This is a genomic window from Pseudomonas sp. MWU16-30322 (genome assembly GCF_020515535.1).
Classification (GTDB): Bacteria; Pseudomonadota; Gammaproteobacteria; order Pseudomonadales; family Pseudomonadaceae; genus Aquipseudomonas; species Aquipseudomonas fluorescens_H.
Genome location: NZ_JAIWYL010000012.1, coordinates 65,721 through 83,453 on the forward strand (window position 1 = coordinate 65,721; position 17,733 = coordinate 83,453).

The following is a 17,733-nucleotide window of genomic DNA, read 5'->3' on the forward strand; positions in this document are numbered from 1 at the left end:
GTGCTCCTTTAGAAAGTGGCTTGAAGGTTGAAGTGCAGGCGCGATTCCTGCTTCGAGGTGTTCGGCCCTTCGAGTAGCGGGTAGCCCCAGTCGAGGCTGCCGGACAGCCATTTGCTGAGGCTGGCGCGGGTGCCGACGCCGACGCTGGCCAGGGCGTAACTGGCGTCCTGGTCCGGCAGTTCGTCGCGCAGGTACAGTTGCGCGCCTTCGGCGAAGGCGTAGAAGCGCCATTCCTGCATCCAGCTGCCGGCGTATTTCGCCAGCGACGGGGTGCGCAGTTCCTGACTGAGCAGCACGCCGTCATCGCCGGTGCGCTCGGCCGCCAGATAGCCGCGCACCGAGGTCGCGCCGCCGGCGGAAAACTGTTCGTTGGAGACCAGTGGCCCCGACGCCAGCTGGAACGCGCCTTTGCTCGCGCTCTGCCAGTCGTTGTCGAAGGTCCAGGTGAAGTTGCTGTCGCCCTTGAGCACAGCGAAACTCGGGTTGGCGCGGTAGCGTTTGTAGTCGAAATCTTCGTCGGAACTGCCGTAACCAAAAATGCTGCGGGTGGCAGCGACCAGGCTCAGGCCGAGGCCGAGCTGGCTCTTTTCGGTGTAACGGAAGCCGTTGTAGGCGAAGGTGAACGGCGCGTATTTCAACGGCACCTTGTCGCTCTCGCCGGACAGGGTCAGGCGTTCGTCGAAGTCCTTGAAGTCGATACCGGCCGACAGCGAGTTCGACCAACTGCCGCTGGACGGCAGCGTGTAGATCGCCGACACCCCGTAGGAATGGCCCTTGCCCAGCACGTTGCTGCCGCCGATGGTGGCGACATTGCTGTCGGACTGATAACCGGAGAACTGCACACTCCAGCGCTCAGTCAATGGCGCGGTGTAGGAGCCCGACCAGACCTTGGCGTTGTCGGTGTCTTGCGGCGCGGTGAAGAATGTCAGGTTGATGCTGTGGCCGAGCTGCCACAGGTTGTTGTAGCCGAGGCTGGTCACGGCGCGGAGCTTTTCGGTGTCGGCGCTGTAGTCGTTGTTGAGGCCGATGCTGCCGATCCAGGGGTTCTGGTCTTCGACCTGCAAATCGACGTCCATGGTGCCGGGGCGTTGACCTTCGCGCACCAGCGGCATGACCTGACGGCCCGGGGTTTTATTGAGCTGCGCCAGTTCGCCCTGAACCTTGGCGAAGTCCGGCACCTCGCCTTCTTTCAGGGCCGGGACGTTGTCGCGGATGTCCAGCGGCGAATAGTGTTTGGCGCCGACCACGCGCACCCGGCCGACCTTGGTTTCGCTGACTTGCAGATAGACGATGCCGTCCGCCACCGCTTGCTCCGGCAGTTCGACGAACACCGATTGGTAGCCGCGCTCCTGATAGGCCTTCTGCAAGGCATCGCGGGCGCCTTCGATGTCGCTCATGGCTTTCTGCGGGCCGAGAAACGGGTACACCGCTTCTTCGATGGCCCTGGCGTCGAGCACGGTGTTGCCGCGCACGAAGTATTCGTTGACGTCCACCAGACGTTGCGGCGCAGCGGCTTCGGCAGCCTCTTCGGCGAATGCCGGTTGCGCGCCGGCCGTCACCAGCAGCCAGCCCCACAGCGCCAGCCGTGACGTGAAAATCTGATCCACACTACCCCCTGAATTCGCGATGACCTGTTGGCGCTGTTGCACGCCTTGTGTGTTGCATCCAATGGCTGGCGCGGCTAATTGCTGACGGGCGCGGCACCGCTGTGCTTGCCGAGCCAGGTATGCAACAGCGCGAAGTTCAAGGAGAACTCGGGCATTTGCAGCAAGGCACCGCAGAACACTTCGCCGATGATTTTCTGAATGAGCTGCACCGCACGCGGGTTGTTGAGGAGCGTGGCGATGTCGCGACTGAGGACGTTGAAGCTCCAGACTTTCTGGTTCAGGCCAAGACCGACGAACCAGCGGAACAGCAGGTTGTAATTGAGCTGTTCATACAGTTGCTGCTCGCTGGGCACCGAATACAGCAGTTGCAGGAGCAGGATGTGCATGACGGTTTGCGCGGGGATGAGCATGCCGGGCTCGGCATTGAGTTCGTGCAGCAGGTCTTGATGGGCATCGAGCAAGTCGTCGATCTGCGGGCGCAGCAAGACCAGCGAATGGCCTGGCGGAATGTAGCTGGAGACCTCTTTCAAGGCGCCCTGCCAGTCATCCTGCGACACGATCCAGACCCACGGCGCACCGTAGCGATACACCGAAACCGGCTTCTTGCGCGCCGCTTCGACGATCTTCGACAGGCGCTGATCGAGCTCCTGCATGCCCACTTTCGAGTAGCGTTCCATAGTCCCCATTGCCTCACTCCCGGCGTCCCGCCTCGGCTTGTGAAAAGCGCCCCGTTGGGCCCCTCAAGCGCGTTACATAGGCATGACCGGACTGGCTATGTGCTACCGAACTTTTGTCATAAAAGCTTCATTACAGATGGTGTGAGCGGCACATAAATCAAACTGTGGGAGCGGGCTTGCTCGCGAATGCGGTGTATCAGCCATGGGGGTGTCAGCTGACAGGACGCCTTCGCGAGCAAGCCCGCTCCCACAGGGGGATCTGAGGTGTTTTCGGGTCAGGTGTAGACCGGCCAGGTGTCGACAATCTTGCCGCCACGCACCGCCAGCAGATCACCGAATTGCAGGAGGACGGCTTCAGTCTGGGTCGGGCGCAGGAACACTTGATCTTCGATGGTCAGGCCCACGGCGTTGGAGCCGTTGACCATCTCCTGATTCGAGCTGCGTCCGTATACACCGTTGCTCTGTAACCCCGGCGGCGATTCGAACTCGGCCATCCAGTTGCCGCCGTAAATGAAAAAGGTCTGGCGCTGGTTGGTGTCCCACCAGGAGAACAGCCGCGACTTATCATCCAGCGCCGGAATGTTCACCGCCCCCGTACTCTTCAACACAGGCGTGGCGATGTAGGTCGCCGGCACGTGATCGACCAGCGACGGCAGGTCGTAGTGCGTCGGTTTGAGCATCGCCGTGCCCACCGAAACCTCGGTGCTCAGCTGCTCGTTTTCATGGATGCGGTAACTCGGGCTGCCGGCGGTGTTCAGGCACAGGTTGTCATTCCACAACGTCGGAAACTGCTGGCGGGTGAAATCGACGCAGCGCTGATAAATCACCATGACCTTGGCGAACAGTTCCTCGGGCGAACCGAGAATCCCCGGTACGCCCATGCCCACGAACGGGTCGTAACCCATGAACCCGGCGAACTGCAGATGCTGCGGATTGGCGCTGATCAGCGTGAGCATCTGCCCTAACACATTCACATCACTGACCCCACCGCGATGCAGGCCGACATCCAGCTCGATGTTGATGCGCATCCGCGTGCCCAGCCCCTGCGCCAGCGCGAGGTATTGCTGCAAGCGCTCAGGCCCGTCGAGCAGCCATTGCAGTTGTCTGGAAGGATCGAACGAGCCTTTGTGGTTTTGATAAAACAGCTCGGCTGAACGCACCGGCAACGGCTTGCCGAGCAGAATGTCGGACTGCGGAAACGTGACCGCATCGTGATTGAGAAACGGCTGGTGAAACGACATGAGTTTTTGCGTCCCGGCCCGTTGCGCGATGTAGCTCAACAGCCCCGGCGACGGCAGGGATTTTTCCACCAGACGCAATTGCTTGCCGCCGCGTTTGACCGACTGCATCACCACGTCGATGTTGTGATCGAGGCGATCCAGATCGATCACCAGCACCGGGCGCATCGGGCCTTTGTCTTTCAGTTCATTGTTCAGCGCGCGGAAATACTCACTGTACGGCGCACCTTGATCACCCGGTCGCAGCCAGGCGCCCACGCCCACCAGTAAAGCGCCGACACCCAATGTGCCGAGCATGAAATTGCGTCGATTGAGCGCCATCAGCTCACCCCCAGAATTGACGACAGATGCGCATTGAGAAAGCGTCCGCTCGGATCCAGCGCCTGACGCACCTCGACAAACTCGCGCCAGCGCGGATACAGCGGCTGTAACGTGCGGGCGTTGAGCGTGTGCAACTTGCCCCAGTGCGGGCGACCGTTGTACTTCCAGAAAATCGGCTCGACCGCCGCGAAAAAGTTGTGGTGATCCATCTGATAGTGCTGATGCACCGAGATCGAACAGCTGTCGCGGCCCTCGAACATGCTCAGCGGAATATCGTCGGCTTTCACGTAGCGATACTCGATGGGAAACCAGGTGCGCAGGTCTTTGTCGCGAATCAGTTTGAGGATCTCGCGCAGGCACGCCGGGCCGTGTTCGGCAGGCACCGAGTATTCCATTTCGTTGAACCGCACGGTGCGCACGTTGGCGTAGATGTCGAACGAGTCACCGACCCGATCATCAAAATTCGCCAGATGCCGCAGGCTGTTGAGCAGCGTGCTGCGCAGCTCAGGGAAATCGCTGCCGTACTTGTCGATCTTCTCGATCAGGGTCACGAACTCGTTGCCGCCCTCCTCTTCGGGCGGGATCGGCGGCGTGGCCGGGTCGCTGGTTTCGTTGAGGGCGATAGACAAGGCGTAATCGGAATGGGTGACCACGAGCATTTCCCAGTGCTGATTTTCGCGGGTGTTTTTGTCGAGGTCTTCCAGCAGCTCTTCGGTCCTGGCGATCCATTGACGCTCGCGCAGGCGATAGGCCGGGCGATTTTGCAGGCGGATTTTCGTCGCCACGCCCAGTGCGCCCAAGGACACCCGCGCAGCGTTGAACACCTCGGGATGGCGCTGGCTGTCACAGTCCAGCACCTCACCATTGGCCGTCACCAATTGCATGCCGCAGACGTGGGCGGAATAGGACTGAAAGGTTTTGCCGGTGCCGTGGGTCGAGGTGGAAATCGCCCCGGCGAGGGTCTGGTAGTCGATGTCGGCCATGTTTTGCAGCGCCTGGCCGACGTCCTTCAGCGGCACGCCCATGCGCGACATCGGCGTGCCGGCAGCGAATTCGGCCTGCAGGGTTTTCGGGTCGTGATCGAGCAGCCCGGTGAAGTAGCTCAGCGACAGCAGCGTGCCGTCGGTGGGCACCAGCGCACTGAACGAATGCGCCGAACCGACCGGGCGGATTTTGCCCTGGGCCTGGCGAATCGCAGCGCTCAGTTCATCGAGATTCTTCGGCGCCAATCGCGCCGCCGGCAGGCAACTCTGCCCGCCCGACCAGTTGCGCCAGGGAATCAGTCGCGGCGCGCGCATCAATTGCCCCAGCGCGGGATTGGCCGCCAGCGCACTGAATGCGCCGACGATGCTTGCCCGCTGCAACAACTGCCGGCGTGTCAGATCCATGCTCATGCGCGCACCCTTATTGTGGGAGGGGCTGGTCGGCCATGAAGCCGATCAGTTGCAGGAATTGTTCTTCCGAACACTCGACGCACAGGCCCATCGGCGGCATACCGTTGTAGCCGTTGATGGCGTGGTCGAGCAGCGTGTCGGCGCCCTGCTGGATACGCGGTTCCCAGGCTTTACGGTCACCGGTCAATGGTGCGTTGGCGGCCGGATTGGCGTGACACAGCTGGCAGCTGTTGGTGTAGATCTGCGCCAGTGCCGGGTCGGAGGGGGTGGCGTTGCTCGCAACACGATGGGTGGCTGGAGGTTTGGCGTCATCGCCGCAGCCAGGCAGCGCAATCGCCAGCGCCAGCAAAAAGGTCAATCGCAATGCCCGCATAACGATCCTCGCGTGGGATGCCGTTTATTGTTGTGAGCCCACCTTAAGGCAGCGGCGCCAGCGGGTTGAGGGCATTGCGGGACAGTGAGGGGAACTTCGGGGGCCAGCAGAAAATGTTCAAACCATACAATTCAACTGTGGGAGCGGGCTTGCTCGCGAATGCGGTGTGTCAGCCATGAGGATGTCAGTTGAAAGGACTCATTCGCGAGCAAGCCCGCTCCCACATTGGATTTCATAAACCAGTCAGAGCTCTGTTCCGCCTCTCTGCGTGACATTCGCGTGACATTGGCGGGTTTAAATGTCGGCGCATTCAGGCGTATAACCTGTAAAGACTTTTTGATCTGTATACGGACATCAACACGGGGTAGCGACATGACCACAGCAAACATCCTTGGCAATCTGTTCCCTTCTGTCAGCGACATCCCGGAAAAATACCGCCTCGACGGTCAGGTCGAGCAACGCGAATACCTCGTCGATGGCGAACTGCGGCGCTGGGACGGCCCGCTCGCACAAGTGCGTAGCCCGGTCTATATCCATGGCGAAAGCGGCGATGAACAAGTGATCCTCGGCAGCACGCCACTGCTCGACGCCGACACCGCCCTCACCGCCCTCGACGCCGCCGTGCGCGCCTACGATCGCGGTCAGGGCCAGTGGCCGACCATGCGCGTGGCCGAACGGATCCAGCACGTCGAAGCGTTCCTCGGGCGTATGCGCCAGCAGCGCGAAGCCGTGGTCAAGCTGCTGATGTGGGAGATCGGCAAGAACCTCAAGGACTCGGAAAAAGAGTTCGACCGCACCTGCGACTACATCGTCGACACCATCAACGCGCTGAAGGAGCTCGACCGCCGCTCCAGCCGTTTCGAACTGGAGCAGGACACCCTCGGCCAGATCCGCCGCGTGCCGCTCGGCGTCGCACTGTGCATGGGCCCTTACAACTATCCGCTGAACGAAACCTTCACCACGCTGATTCCGGCGCTGATCATGGGCAACACCGTGGTGTTCAAACCGGCCAAGCTCGGCGTGCTGCTGATCCGCCCCCTGCTCGAGGCGTTCCGCGACAGTTTCCCGACTGGCGTGATCAACGTGATCTACGGCAGCGGCCGCGAGACGGTCAGCGCGCTGATGGCCAGCGGCAAGATCGACATCTTCGCCTTCATCGGCACCAACAAGGCCGCCAGCGACCTGAAGAAACTGCACCCGAAACCGCACCGTTTGCGCGCCGCGCTAGGTCTGGATGCGAAGAACCCCGGCATCGTCCTGCCGGAAGTCGATCTGGACAACGCAGTCAGCGAAGCGGTCACCGGTTCGCTGTCGTTCAATGGCCAGCGCTGCACCGCGCTGAAGATCCTGTTTGTGCACGAGGACGTGGTCGACGCCTTCATCGAAAAATTCAACGCCAAACTCGCCACGCTCAAGCCGGGCATGCCGTGGGACAGCGGCGTGGCACTGACGCCGCTGCCGGAGTCGGGCAAGGTCGACTACCTGCACGGTCTGGTGGCCGATGCGCAGAGCAAGGGTGCACAAGTGGTCAACCCGAACGGCGGCGAGAGTCGTGAGTCGTTCTTCTACCCAGCCGTGCTGTACCCGGTGACGCCGCAAATGCGCGTGTACAACGAAGAACAATTCGGCCCGGTGGTGCCAATCGTGCCGTACCGCCATCTCGATACCGTGATCGATTACGTGCTGGAATCGGACTTCGGCCAGCAACTGAGCCTGTTCGGCACCAACCCGGTGGCGATCGGCCGACTCGTCGACACTTTTGCCAACCAGGTCGGGCGGATCAACCTCAACGCCCAGTGCCAGCGCGGGCCGGACACCTACCCGTTCAACGGGCGCAAGAACTCCGCCGAGGGCACGCTGTCGGTACACGATGCGCTGCGGGTGTTTTCGATCCGCACACTGGTAGCGACCAAGTTCCAGGACAGCAACAAGGATCTGATCAGCGAAATCATTCGCGGCCGCGATTCGAGCTTCCTGACCACCGACTACATCTTCTGACGAGGACTTTGCACTGAGCACCTTCAGCACCCACCGACTGCCACCGCTGCTGCGGCGAATCCTGCGTCCGTTGCTGGACCCCTACCGCCGCTACCAGCACGCCCGAGTGATTCACGCGGTGCGGGTAGCACTGGGGCTGCTGGCGACCATTCTGCTGACCACCGGCATCAACCTGCCCCACGGCGAGTGGGCTTCGGTGACCATGCTGGTGGTGATCGGCGGTCTGCAACACCACGGCAACATCGGCAAGAAAGCCGCCGAACGCGCCACCGGCACCCTGATCGGTGCCGGCGTCGGTCTGGTGCTGGTGGCCCAACAGGCATGGCTCGGCATGCCGTGGCTGACCTACTTTGCGATGGCGGTGGTCTGCGGGTTCTTCTCCTATCACGCCATCGGCAAAGGCGGTTACACCGCCCTGCTTTCGGCAATTACCGTGTTCATCGTCGCCGGACATGGCGACAACCCGATCACCGACGGCTTGTGGCGCGGCGTCGACATCCTGATCGGCATCGCCCTGGCCCTGGCGTTCTCCTTCGCCCTGCCGCTGTACGCGGTGTATTCGTGGCGCTACAACCTGGCCGATGCCTTGCGCGACTGCGCCACGTTGTACGGACGAATCATCAGCGGCCAACCGGTCAGCGCCGATGAACATCTGAAGCTGATGGGCCGGGTGACCACGGTGATGGTGCAACTGCGCTCGCTGATGCCTTCAGTGTCCAAGGAAGTGAAGATTTCCATGACCGAACTGGACGCGATTCAGCGCAACCTGCGGATGTGCGTCAGTACCCTGGAAATTCTCGGCAACACCCGCCCCGATGCCAACGACCCTGAAGCCATGGCGCATCTGCAATCGGCGCTGCGGGCCGAGCACCGGGTGATCCGCGTGCAACTGATCGGCATGGCCCGGGCCTTGAAATCCGGGGCGGCGCAACGCCTGGCGCGCCCGCTGGAGCTACCGGACGCCAGCCTCGACACACCGGTCTACAGCACGCTGGACGGTTACCGCTTGCTGACCCGACAACTGGCGGCGAACATCGGCGAGTTGCGTCAACGCCTGGCAATGACCGCGCCGCGCTGGAACATCTGAGTCAGCGGAAAAATCCATGTAACAAAGCAGACATCATCATTACAATGCGCCGCAAAATGGATGTGACATGGACGCATAAATGCAATTCAGGAAAAGTATCAACGCCCTCAGGGCACTGGCTGTGCTCGCGGTCGTGCTGTTTCATTTCAAGGTGCCAGGGTTTGAGGGCGGGTTCGCCGGGGTAGACGTGTTCTTCGTCATTTCCGGGTTCCTGATGACCGGCATCATCTTCAATGGCGTGCAACAACAGAACTTTTCCCTCCTCGGTTTCTACGCCTCCCGCGCCCGACGCATCATTCCCGCCTTGCTGACCCTGTGCGTTGCGTTGCTGGTCTTTGGCTACGTCTATCTGCCGCTGGACGATTTGCGCGAAACTATCCGCACGATCAAGAGCAGCCTGCTGTTCAGTTCGAACTTCAGCTTCGCCCAAAGCGGCAATTACTTCGCTGCGCCGCTGCGTGAAAACTGGCTGCTGCACACCTGGTCGCTGTCGGTCGAGTGGCAGTTCTACATGCTCTATCCCGTGTTGATCATGGGATTGCACAGATTCTTCGGTACCGGCAAGACCCGCTTGGCCCTGGTCGCCCTGGCACTGATTTCACTCGCGGCGTCCGTCGTTGTGACACGCCTCAACCCGACGTTTGCGTTCTACATGTTGCCCACCCGTGCGTGGGAAATGATCGCTGGCGGGCTGGTCTTTCTGTTTCCCCTGCGGCTCAGCCAGCGTGGCGGCGCGATTTGTGAAGGGCTCGGACTGTTGGCGATTGGCATCAGCGTGCTGTTTTTCTCTGAAGCTGATGTGTGGCCGGGCTACCTTGCACTGGTGCCGGTACTGGGGACGATGCTGGTGATTCACGGCAACACCCGGTCCGCGTTCAGCAGCCATCCTGCGCTGCAATTTGTCGGGAGCGTTTCCTACTCGGTGTACCTGTGGCATTGGCCGCTGGTGGTGCTGCTGTACCTGTGCGGACTGTTGAACAGTTGGCCGCACGTGATCGGCGCAATGATCGCGTCGTTCGCAATGGGCGCCCTGTCCTACTACCTGGTTGAATCCAAGGTGAAGAGCGGTACGACCGCCACACGAACGGTGATCAAGTTCGCGTCGCTGACAGTGGGCGTGGTTGCCGTGTCGGCAGTGACGTCTTCGCTGGTCAAGGACCACCCCGACTGGCGCCCGGCGCTGGTCGAGCTCGGCCAGCCGGAATACACCAGCAAGCTGTATCCGCAGGAGTGCTACCCCAACGCTTATGCGGCGGCGGATTGCAAACTGGGTACCGGCGAGGTTTCGGTGATTCTGTATGGCGACAGTCATGCGCAATCGACTGCAGCGGCGGTGCAAATGGAAAACCCGCAGGCGGCGCTGTCCTGGGCACGGGGCGGTTGCCCGACCCTGGCCCACTTCGCCATGCACGACAAGACCGTCGAAAGCCAGTGCCGGGGCTTCAATCAGGAGAAGCTGCAACAACTGAAAACCGAATATTCCGGAATCCCTGTGGTGCTGTTCAGTCGCGCGGCGCTGTACGCGGACTCGGGTCGGGAAAACAGCTACCGGATTTCCTTTCCCGAGCGGCAGGCCTCGTTTGCCGACGCCTATACCGAAGAGTACGTCAGCACGGTGTGCTCGATCGCTGAAAACCATCCGGTGTATATCGTCAAACCGATCCCGGAAATGCCCTTCAGCGTCTACAAGGGCCTGAATCTGAACCTGCGATTGTTCCGGCAAACCACGGATATTTCCCTGCCATTACAGACATATGAGAAGCGCAACCGCATCGCCATCACGACGATCGAAGCCGCCGCCAGCCGCTGCAACGCGACGGTGATCGACCCGACGCCGTACCTGTGCCCCAACGGCAACTGCATGGGGTCCAGGGACGGCGTGCCGTTGTACTTCGATGACAACCATCTGGTGGATGCCGGCAATCAGCAGCTAAAAGGCCTGTTCAAGGATCTGATCAAACCGATTTGAGCTGACGCCGGGTTTTCAGGCCCCAGCCCTGCTGCATGCCGGCGGCGGCCAGCAGAATTGCCGCTACACCGAGCCATTGCAGGGTTTCCAGGCGATGGCCGAAGGCGAACCAGTCGACGAAAATCGCCGCAATCGGGTAGATGAAGGACAGCGCTCCGGTCAGTGCAGTTGGCAGTTTCTGGATCGCACCGTATAGCAGCACATACATCAGGCCCGTGTGGACAACGCCCAACGTCACCAGACTGGCCCATGCTCCGCTGGTTTGTGGCAGGCCGTTGAAGTGCGCGAACGGCGCGAGCAGCAGCACCCCGGTGCAGACCTGGATCAGGGCGATCAGATGCGGCGGTGTGCCGGTCAAACGCTTGATGATCAGCGCCGCTATCGCGTAGAGCAACGCCGCGCCCAATGCCAGCGCAATCCCCAGCAGATACTCGCCACCGCCCTCACCCGGCCCGCCATGGGCGCTGACGATCGCCAACATGCCGAGAAAGGAAATCGCCAGCCAGAACAGTTTCTGCAGGGTGATTTTCTCGCCGAGAAACAACGCCGCCAAGCCGACCAGCATGAACGGCTGCACGTTGTAGACCGCCGTCCCGATGGCAATCGAGGCCCGGGAATACGAGCCAAACAACAACACCCAGTTGCCGACAATCGCCACACCGCTGAGTACCGCGAGGAGGAACGTGGTGCGGGTCAGGATACCCGGGCGCAAGAAGCCGAACGCCGCGCAAATCAACAGCAAGGTGCCGGCGCCGAACACGCAACGCCAGAACACCACGTCCAGCACCGGCTGCCCGGACACCAGCACGAACCAGCCGATGGTTCCGGAAATCAGCATGGCAGCGGTCATTTCGAATGAGCCGCGGCGGATTGTTTTGTCCATCATCGATCTCCCTTAGCGTTTGACGAAAGCGTGGCAAAAGTATGCCAAGCCGACCGCGCACGCCTCCAGCGTAAAAAGCAGGCTAAACTGGATTTCTGCCTTCTTTATCGCGGGTGGTTTCCTTCAAATGCCTAATCCCGGAGTTGCCCCATGACCGACGATATCGACCAGATCCTCATCAGCGCCCTGATGGAAGACTCGCGCCGCTCGCTCAAGGCGTTGGCGCAGATCAGCGGCCTGTCGTCGCCCAGCGTGGCCGAGCGGTTACGCCGGCTGGAAGAGCGTGGCGTGCTCAAGGGCTATACGGTCGAAATCGATCCCAAATGCTTCGGTTATCAACTGCAGGCGATCGTCCGGGTGCGACCGCTGCCGGGGCAATTGCAGGAAGTGGAACGGCAGATCCTGTCGATCCCGGAGTTCACCGAGTGCGACAAGGTCACCGGCGAAGATTGTTTTATCGCGCGCCTGCACGTGCGCTCGATGGAGCAACTGGACACCCTGCTCGACCGGCTCAATACACTGGCTGAAACCAACACCGCGATCGTCAAGAAAACCCCGGTCAAACGTCGATTGCCGCCGATGGCATGAGTGCGTTTTGCGCGTATTCGGCGTAGATTGAGGTTTTTCCGGCGAAGGATTGGCGGCGATGAATATTCAGGCAGTGATGCTGATGGCATTGGTGCTCAGCGGGTGCGGCACGGTGCAGACCGTTGTGAGCAGTGACCAGAAGACCGCTGAGCGTCTCAGGAACGAGAAAACCTACTGCGGTGCGGTACCGCGGATCTACAGCGGCGTGACCTACGACTTCTGCCTGATGCATGCCGAACTGAAGGATGGCGTTGATGCGTTCGACTACAAGAACGCCAACCCCGGCGTGCTGATCGATGCCGCCGCATCCGGCGTACTCGACACCCTGTTGTTGCCCTACACCCTCTACAAGCAGCAGGCGGACGGCAGCATTGTGATCAACTGATCGCGCTTGTATTTTCGCAGACAACAAAAAACCCGCCGAAGCGGGTTTTTCGTTATTTCACAACAGCAATCAGTCGTCGCGGCTCATGATGCCGAAGATCTGCAACAAGCTGATGAACAGGTTGTAGATCGATACATACAGGCTGATGGTCGCCATGATGTAGTTGCGCTCGCCACCGTGGATGATCGCGCTGGTCTGGAACAGAATGCAGACCGACGAGAACAGCACGAAACCGGCGCTGATCGCCAGTTGCAAACCGCTGATCTGGAAGAACATGCCCGCCAGTGTTGCACCCAGCAACACGAAGAAACCGGCGGTGATGAAACCACCGAGGAAGCTCATGTCCTTGCGGGTGATCAGCACGTAGGCCGACAGACCACCAAACACCAGCGCAGTCATCGCAAATGCCGAGCTGACCACTTCAGCGCCGCCCTGCATGCCCAGGTAACGGTTGAGGATCGGGCCAAGCAGGAAACCCATGAAACCGGTCAGCGCAAATGCAGACACCAGGCCCCAAGCGGAATCACGGAGTTTGTTGGTAAGGAAGAACAGCCCGTAAAAGCCGATCAGCACCACGAAAATATTCGGGTAGCCGACGCGCATCTGCTGGGCCACGAAAGCCATCACACCGCTGAATGCGAGGGTGAGCGCCAGTAAGCCGTAAGTGTTGCGCAGGACGCGGCTAACCTCTAGCTGCTCAGCCTGCACGCTGTTGTGAACTGCGTAATCCTGTTCGCGCATGGCGACACTCCTGTTGGTTTGAAACGTTCAGTCGCAAAGATCATAACAGACGCTCTGTAACAAGCCATGCACAGAGTTTGACAGTGTGTTTCATTCAGGTATTATGGCGCCCGCAACGCAACGGAGGTGTGGCCGAGTGGTTTAAGGCAACGGTCTTGAAAACCGTCGACTGTAACAGGTCCATGAGTTCGAATCCCATCGCCTCCGCCATATTTGATACGACAAAGCCCTGATTATTCAGGGCTTTTTCGTTTCTGAGGGTTGAGCTTTTAGTGGACTTTTCCAAGGCGTTACAAAACTTTTTGCAACGCGTTACAAAACTTTCCCCTCTCCGGCGTCCTGCCAATCGTTAAAAACCCTTCATGTAACACGGTGCTACGCTCATTCCCTGGCTACCAAGGAAACCAAAATGCCTAACTCCGACTTGCTCCCTTCCCTGCTATTCAAGATCAACGAAAACCAGCTCGCCCTCGAGGCTGCCATCATAGAGCTGTCCAACTGGGTCGAGCAGCGCGGATCGGCAGATGTCGCCGAGAACGTGCGCGGAGCACTCTGGACGATCGACAAAAACGAGGAGTTCATCAAGATGACCTTGGCCGTTTTGATGGCGCCCGAGTGACCGCTATCGAAAGCACCCCTGTCATTGTGAAAGTGTCAGCGACCGAGATGGTATCAGCGGTATGTCACAGAAAAACTGGCAGCACCGTTAGCACTCCCCGGCACTGGAGTGGGACCATCTCCCGTCTGGATATAACGCGCTTTAAGAGGAACCGTAGTGGTTCCGTTGAGAACACGATTGAGTTGCACCGGTCTCCCGAGATTCATCGGGGTGCCACCGTCCTGCAATATCTGAATTGCCACGCCTTTGGCGGTGGAATCACTCGTTAGACTCAGTATGCCGTTGTCCGCGTCAATAATTGTTGAGGTCCTGTTGCCGTCAATCTGAATGTTGGCGAAGTTGCCCGAAAAATAAGCGTTAGCCCCATTTTTCGGGTAATTGCTACCCGCGATGCAGGAATTGAGGGTGATAGCGAAAGGCTGCGCATCTGTGGTGGAGTTTTTGCCGTTAAACACTCGTTTTTCCCAATTCCCCATAGGCACATCAATCTGGTTGCCTGGGGCTGCGGGCATCGAGCAACCGGCTAATGTCACAGTGGCAGTGAAGTTTAAATCGAACATATGCCCCATGTCAGATGATCCAGTGGCCACCAGCTGGCTAATACTGTGTGTGCCCGGGGCGATCTCACCGGTCTTGATCAGCGCGTAACGCATCATGGCCTGGGACATGGTCGCCGTTGACGGTGCTGTGCGACTCATGTTGAAGGGAATGAAACGGGACGGGTTGCCTACCGGTGGCTGCCAAGCTGATGCAAAGCCTGTCATATAAATTGCCAAACCAATTCCGGGCACGTTGGTTTGTAGCAGCGCATTGCTTGGAACACTCAACACATCGACGGGCACATTTAGAGCGAGGGGGCCGATAAGGGTCGTGTTGTATGTGGCAGAACCATAGCAGCTCAGCGTATCGCCAAAGTTAAGTTGAAGCATCGTCGATGTGGTATTCAGTGTCGTACCGATCGGAACGTCCCGCGGTGCAAACACTGTACCGGCGGCAAGTGTCAATTGCTTGGGGGCGTTGTTACCCGAAACCCAGGTGCAAATGGCTAGCGCAGGCGCCGAAGCCAGCGTCAGGGCTGACAAGCACACATAGCTCAGTAATCGTGATCCAATTTTCATTTCTCAGGCCCTAGTGAATGAGCCTGATCGAACCATGACCATCAGACTGCGAGTTCAGTAATTACTGGTGCGAACGCCAGTACGGGGGTGAGATTTTCGGTGGAAAACCTTGTTAGGCCTGTAGCTTGCTTCCCGTCATCTTGTAGGAAATTTCCTAGTGCGCATGGAGTGGCCTCGGAAGACCGGGAACATGCAATCCCCCCGTCTTACCGCTCAGTATTCAGTTCGAATCGACGACTGACATGCAGTTCGTCGAGCTGACCTCGCCCACCTGCCTCGTCTCAATTACTGTACATGCATACAGCATTTGTACAGCGAATCTCCTTCCATGAATTTCGACCAAGCCAAATCCCTCCGGCTCCAGCGATGGCGCGCAACTCTCGACGACCAGGACTTTCGCATGCAAAACCCCGAGGCGCATCGTGAAACCCTTCATCAGATCGCGGCGGCACTGTATGCAGAAGGACTGATCGACCAGCTTGAGCGGTTCGACTTAAACGAGATGGCAGACGCCGCCTACTGGCACGCCGTGGAGGAGCTGCAAAACTCGCCAGGCCAGTATCGCGGAGCGTCGACCTATGATGTCGTGCAGGTCGACACCGGAAAGTTGCTTGGCAATATCAGCCGGTCGATCTTCAATTTCGAAAGCGACGAACCACGGGGCGCCTCCTTTCCCTACGACGGCAAGGTTTACTCTGGCGCGGACGGGGTGCGGCTGACTCTGGGGCTTTCCCGAAAGATTGGGACAATCTCGGGCCTGATTCTGGAACTGAATGGGCGCCGGTACCGGCTGGTTGAAACCGAACGGGTCGTTCGCGGGATTGATTACAAGCCAATGGATGATCCAGACGCTTACCGCGCTCTGGTTGATGCGGCTCAAGTAGCCCAGGAAGAGCGCAACCTACACGCCTTTGAAAGGGTTCGCCCTCACATCGAGTCAGCGATTTTCTGTATGTGCCCCACCTGCGCCGATCGCTTTGATGCGCGTGATGACTGCCCAACCTGCGCCGGAAAAGGTTTTGTGACGAAGCCAGCGCCAGCGGGTCTACGCTGAAGGCTCATGCGAGGATCTGGCAATGTGCGGACGACTCTCCCAGTACAGCGGCATTCACGACTTCGTGGCGGCGCTGAGCATGCCGAACGCCCTGGTCAACTCGACCGGGAAGCAGCCTTTCGAGCGGTACAACGCCGCGCCAACCGCGCAACTGGCCCTCTTTCACCAAGAAGGCCAGTTCCTGCACGCCGACATGGTTCGGTGGGGATGGCGCCCACACTGGGCAAAGGATCGTGCCGCGCCAATTAATGCACGCGTTGAGAAAGTCGCCCACGGCCCGTTCTTCCGCGCAATCTGGCCGCACCGGGCGATCATCGCGATCAATAACTGGTTCGAGTGGGTCGACGAAGGCGGGCCGAAGAAGCAGCCGTACCTGATCAGGCACCGGGACCAGTCGCCGATCCTGTGCGCCGCCATTGGCCAATACCCGAACGACGAGCACGGGCCGGGCGAGCACGATGGGTTCGTGATCATCACCGCCGACAGCGCCGGCGGCATGGTGGACATCCACGACCGGCGTCCGGTCGTACTGTCACCAGAGCTCGCCCGTGAATGGCTGGACCCGGCAACGCAGAAAGAGCGTGCGGAGCAGATGGTTCTTCATCAGGGGGAGCCGACCGAAGTGTTCGAATGGTTCAAAGTCGACCGCGCGGTGGGGAATGTCCGAAATCAGGGCTCCGACCTGATCCGCCCAGTCAGCGAGTGAGCTCTCGGATATACGCCTGGCATGCCTGCAGCGCGATCAGCCCCCGGTCGCCGGTTTCGGTGATGGCGATAATTCGTTGAGCATGCGCCGGGTCAAGTTGGGCGCGTACGGCTGCATGATCCACGCCGCCGGCGCCGGGGGTGGCAGGCACTGAACAGCCACCGGCTGCACCCGCATCGATGAGGACTGACAGCCGCAGATCAGAAGTGGCAAGGCGATCGCGAAGCAGAGCCTGGTCTTTTTGAGCATTGGTCATTTTCTCGGAGTGGGTTTTGTCACTGGCCGTCAGCCGCTGTTCGAGCGCCAGCCGCTTGTCCTGCTCGGCCTTCTGCGCATCGGCGCCGGCCGTGGCAAGTTGGTTCAATGTCTCCCCGTGCAGTCTGGCCTGCTCAGCGAGCTGTCGGCCGTAGCGCCAGTCTTGGAACTGCCAGGCGCTGCCGGCGCCGAGCAGCAACAGCGCGGCCGCACCGATCTCTCGCCACGGAACGACCATTACGGCACATCCTTGAAGAAGACGTGGCCACCAAGCTGCAGCGTCTGCTTCGCCTTCGCCGCCCACCCCGGCGCCGCCTTCATGCTGCGCGCGTAGTAGTGCGTGGCTCCGCCCGTGGGATCAGGCACCTTACCGTCGATTACCTGGTCAGCAGCAATCCGGCACTGCGCCAGCTCACGGAACGGGATCTCCCGCGCGCCACTCAGGAATGGATAGTTCGGGTCACCCTTGTTCCAGCAGCTGAACTGGTACGGCTTCTGGCACACGCCGGCGTAGCCCTGCCCCCACCACGAACTGGTGTTGCCATCGTTCACCCGGTTGCGAACGGTCCATGCCACAGCAATTTTTCCAGCAAGGCTTTCGCCGCGCGCCTCACCCCAGATTGTTCGGGCAAGCACGTCGCGATCTTTTTCAGTTGCGGTCATCTGTTTTCTCCAGGCAAAAAAATCCCGCTCGACGGCGGGCTTGTATTCCGCGTTCAC

Annotated in this window: 18 protein-coding genes and 1 tRNA gene; 9 read left to right on the forward strand and 10 right to left on the reverse strand. The window is 60.0% G+C overall.

Features of this window, described 5'->3' with window-relative positions; all coding sequences use genetic code 11:
- Window positions 1-8: 8 nt before the first annotated feature.
- From LCH64_RS23295 to LCH64_RS23315, 5 genes are all read right to left on the reverse strand, one after another.
- Window positions 9-1,607 carry a ShlB/FhaC/HecB family hemolysin secretion/activation protein gene (locus LCH64_RS23295; RefSeq protein WP_226501375.1) on the reverse strand — a complete coding sequence of 533 codons (1,599 nt, stop codon included), beginning with the start codon at window positions 1,605-1,607 and terminating at the stop codon, window positions 9-11.
- A 74-nt stretch (window positions 1,608-1,681) separates the two neighbouring features.
- Window positions 1,682-2,293, reverse strand: a complete 612-nt coding sequence (locus tag LCH64_RS23300; protein WP_226501376.1) for a transposase — start codon at window positions 2,291-2,293, stop codon at window positions 1,682-1,684.
- A gap of 266 nt (window positions 2,294-2,559) precedes the next feature.
- On the reverse strand, window positions 2,560-3,768 hold the full coding sequence (locus tag LCH64_RS23305; RefSeq protein WP_226501518.1) for a DSD1 family PLP-dependent enzyme: 1,209 nt from the start codon (window positions 3,766-3,768) through the stop codon (window positions 2,560-2,562).
- A 74-nt stretch (window positions 3,769-3,842) separates the two neighbouring features.
- A complete protein-coding gene (locus LCH64_RS23310) occupies window positions 3,843-5,171 on the reverse strand; it encodes a D-arabinono-1,4-lactone oxidase (protein ID WP_226501519.1) in 1,329 nt (442 codons plus the stop codon).
- Between the two features lie 76 nt (window positions 5,172-5,247).
- On the reverse strand, window positions 5,248-5,610 hold the full coding sequence (locus LCH64_RS23315) for a c-type cytochrome (RefSeq protein ID WP_226501377.1): 363 nt from the start codon (window positions 5,608-5,610) through the stop codon (window positions 5,248-5,250).
- A 372-nt stretch (window positions 5,611-5,982) separates the two neighbouring features.
- Here LCH64_RS23315 and LCH64_RS23320 point away from each other — a divergent pair, with 372 nt between their 5' ends.
- The 3 genes from LCH64_RS23320 to LCH64_RS23330 all read left to right on the forward strand — a co-directional run bounded on the left by LCH64_RS23320 (window position 5,983) and on the right by LCH64_RS23330 (window position 10,664).
- Window positions 5,983-7,608: an NADP-dependent glyceraldehyde-3-phosphate dehydrogenase gene (locus LCH64_RS23320; RefSeq protein WP_003224452.1), complete on the forward strand. Its 1,626-nt coding sequence runs from the start codon at window positions 5,983-5,985 to the stop codon at window positions 7,606-7,608.
- Window positions 7,609-7,654: 46 nt separating this feature from the next.
- Window positions 7,655-8,695, forward strand: coding sequence for an FUSC family protein (locus tag LCH64_RS23325; RefSeq protein ID WP_226501520.1), 1,041 nt, complete (start codon window positions 7,655-7,657; stop codon window positions 8,693-8,695).
- A 79-nt stretch (window positions 8,696-8,774) separates the two neighbouring features.
- The gene (locus LCH64_RS23330) at window positions 8,775-10,664 is read left to right on the forward strand and encodes an acyltransferase family protein (protein WP_226501378.1); all 1,890 of its coding nucleotides are present in this window, start codon (window positions 8,775-8,777) and stop codon (window positions 10,662-10,664) included.
- On the opposite strand, the gene LCH64_RS23335 is transcribed toward LCH64_RS23330, so the two are convergent.
- The gene (locus LCH64_RS23335; protein ID WP_226501379.1) at window positions 10,651-11,547 is read right to left on the reverse strand and encodes a DMT family transporter; all 897 of its coding nucleotides are present in this window, start codon (window positions 11,545-11,547) and stop codon (window positions 10,651-10,653) included. The genes LCH64_RS23330 and LCH64_RS23335 overlap by 14 nt on opposite strands.
- Before the next feature lie 150 nt (window positions 11,548-11,697).
- Between LCH64_RS23335 and LCH64_RS23340 the strand changes: the two genes are divergently transcribed.
- Complete coding sequence (locus LCH64_RS23340; protein WP_007915449.1) at window positions 11,698-12,135, forward strand: Lrp/AsnC family transcriptional regulator; 438 nt, start codon at window positions 11,698-11,700, stop codon at window positions 12,133-12,135.
- A gap of 58 nt (window positions 12,136-12,193) precedes the next feature.
- Window positions 12,194-12,520, forward strand: a complete 327-nt coding sequence (locus LCH64_RS23345) for a YceK/YidQ family lipoprotein (RefSeq protein WP_003224443.1) — start codon at window positions 12,194-12,196, stop codon at window positions 12,518-12,520.
- A 69-nt stretch (window positions 12,521-12,589) separates the two neighbouring features.
- Here the strand turns inward: LCH64_RS23345 and LCH64_RS23350 are convergent, their stop codons facing one another.
- Window positions 12,590-13,261: a Bax inhibitor-1/YccA family protein gene (locus tag LCH64_RS23350; protein ID WP_003224442.1), complete on the reverse strand. Its 672-nt coding sequence runs from the start codon at window positions 13,259-13,261 to the stop codon at window positions 12,590-12,592.
- A 122-nt stretch (window positions 13,262-13,383) separates the two neighbouring features.
- Between LCH64_RS23350 and LCH64_RS23355 the strand changes: the two genes are divergently transcribed.
- Both LCH64_RS23355 and LCH64_RS23360 read left to right on the forward strand, forming a co-directional pair.
- Window positions 13,384-13,471, forward strand: a tRNA-Ser gene (locus LCH64_RS23355).
- Between the two features lie 199 nt (window positions 13,472-13,670).
- Window positions 13,671-13,880 (forward strand): hypothetical protein, encoded by a 210-nt coding sequence (locus LCH64_RS23360; RefSeq protein ID WP_226501380.1) that lies wholly within the window; start codon window positions 13,671-13,673, stop codon window positions 13,878-13,880.
- Window positions 13,881-13,933: 53 nt separating this feature from the next.
- Here the strand turns inward: LCH64_RS23360 and LCH64_RS23365 are convergent, their stop codons facing one another.
- Window positions 13,934-14,998 carry a fimbrial protein gene (locus tag LCH64_RS23365; protein WP_226501381.1) on the reverse strand — a complete coding sequence of 355 codons (1,065 nt, stop codon included), beginning with the start codon at window positions 14,996-14,998 and terminating at the stop codon, window positions 13,934-13,936.
- A gap of 328 nt (window positions 14,999-15,326) precedes the next feature.
- On the opposite strand from LCH64_RS23365, the gene LCH64_RS23370 reads away from it, so the two are divergent.
- The gene (locus tag LCH64_RS23370) at window positions 15,327-16,052 is read left to right on the forward strand and encodes a hypothetical protein (RefSeq protein WP_226501382.1); all 726 of its coding nucleotides are present in this window, start codon (window positions 15,327-15,329) and stop codon (window positions 16,050-16,052) included.
- A 22-nt stretch (window positions 16,053-16,074) separates the two neighbouring features.
- A complete protein-coding gene (locus tag LCH64_RS23375) occupies window positions 16,075-16,758 on the forward strand; it encodes an SOS response-associated peptidase family protein (RefSeq protein WP_226501383.1) in 684 nt (227 codons plus the stop codon).
- Here the strand turns inward: LCH64_RS23375 and LCH64_RS23380 are convergent.
- Window positions 16,748-17,251 (reverse strand): lysis system i-spanin subunit Rz, encoded by a 504-nt coding sequence (locus LCH64_RS23380; protein WP_226501384.1) that lies wholly within the window; start codon window positions 17,249-17,251, stop codon window positions 16,748-16,750. The genes LCH64_RS23375 and LCH64_RS23380 overlap by 11 nt on opposite strands.
- Entirely contained in the window at window positions 17,251-17,676 is a 426-nt protein-coding gene (locus LCH64_RS23385) for a cell wall hydrolase (RefSeq protein ID WP_226501521.1), read from the reverse strand. Before LCH64_RS23385 ends, LCH64_RS23380 begins: the two co-directional genes overlap by 1 nt.
- Between the last annotated feature and the right edge of the window lie 57 nt (window positions 17,677-17,733).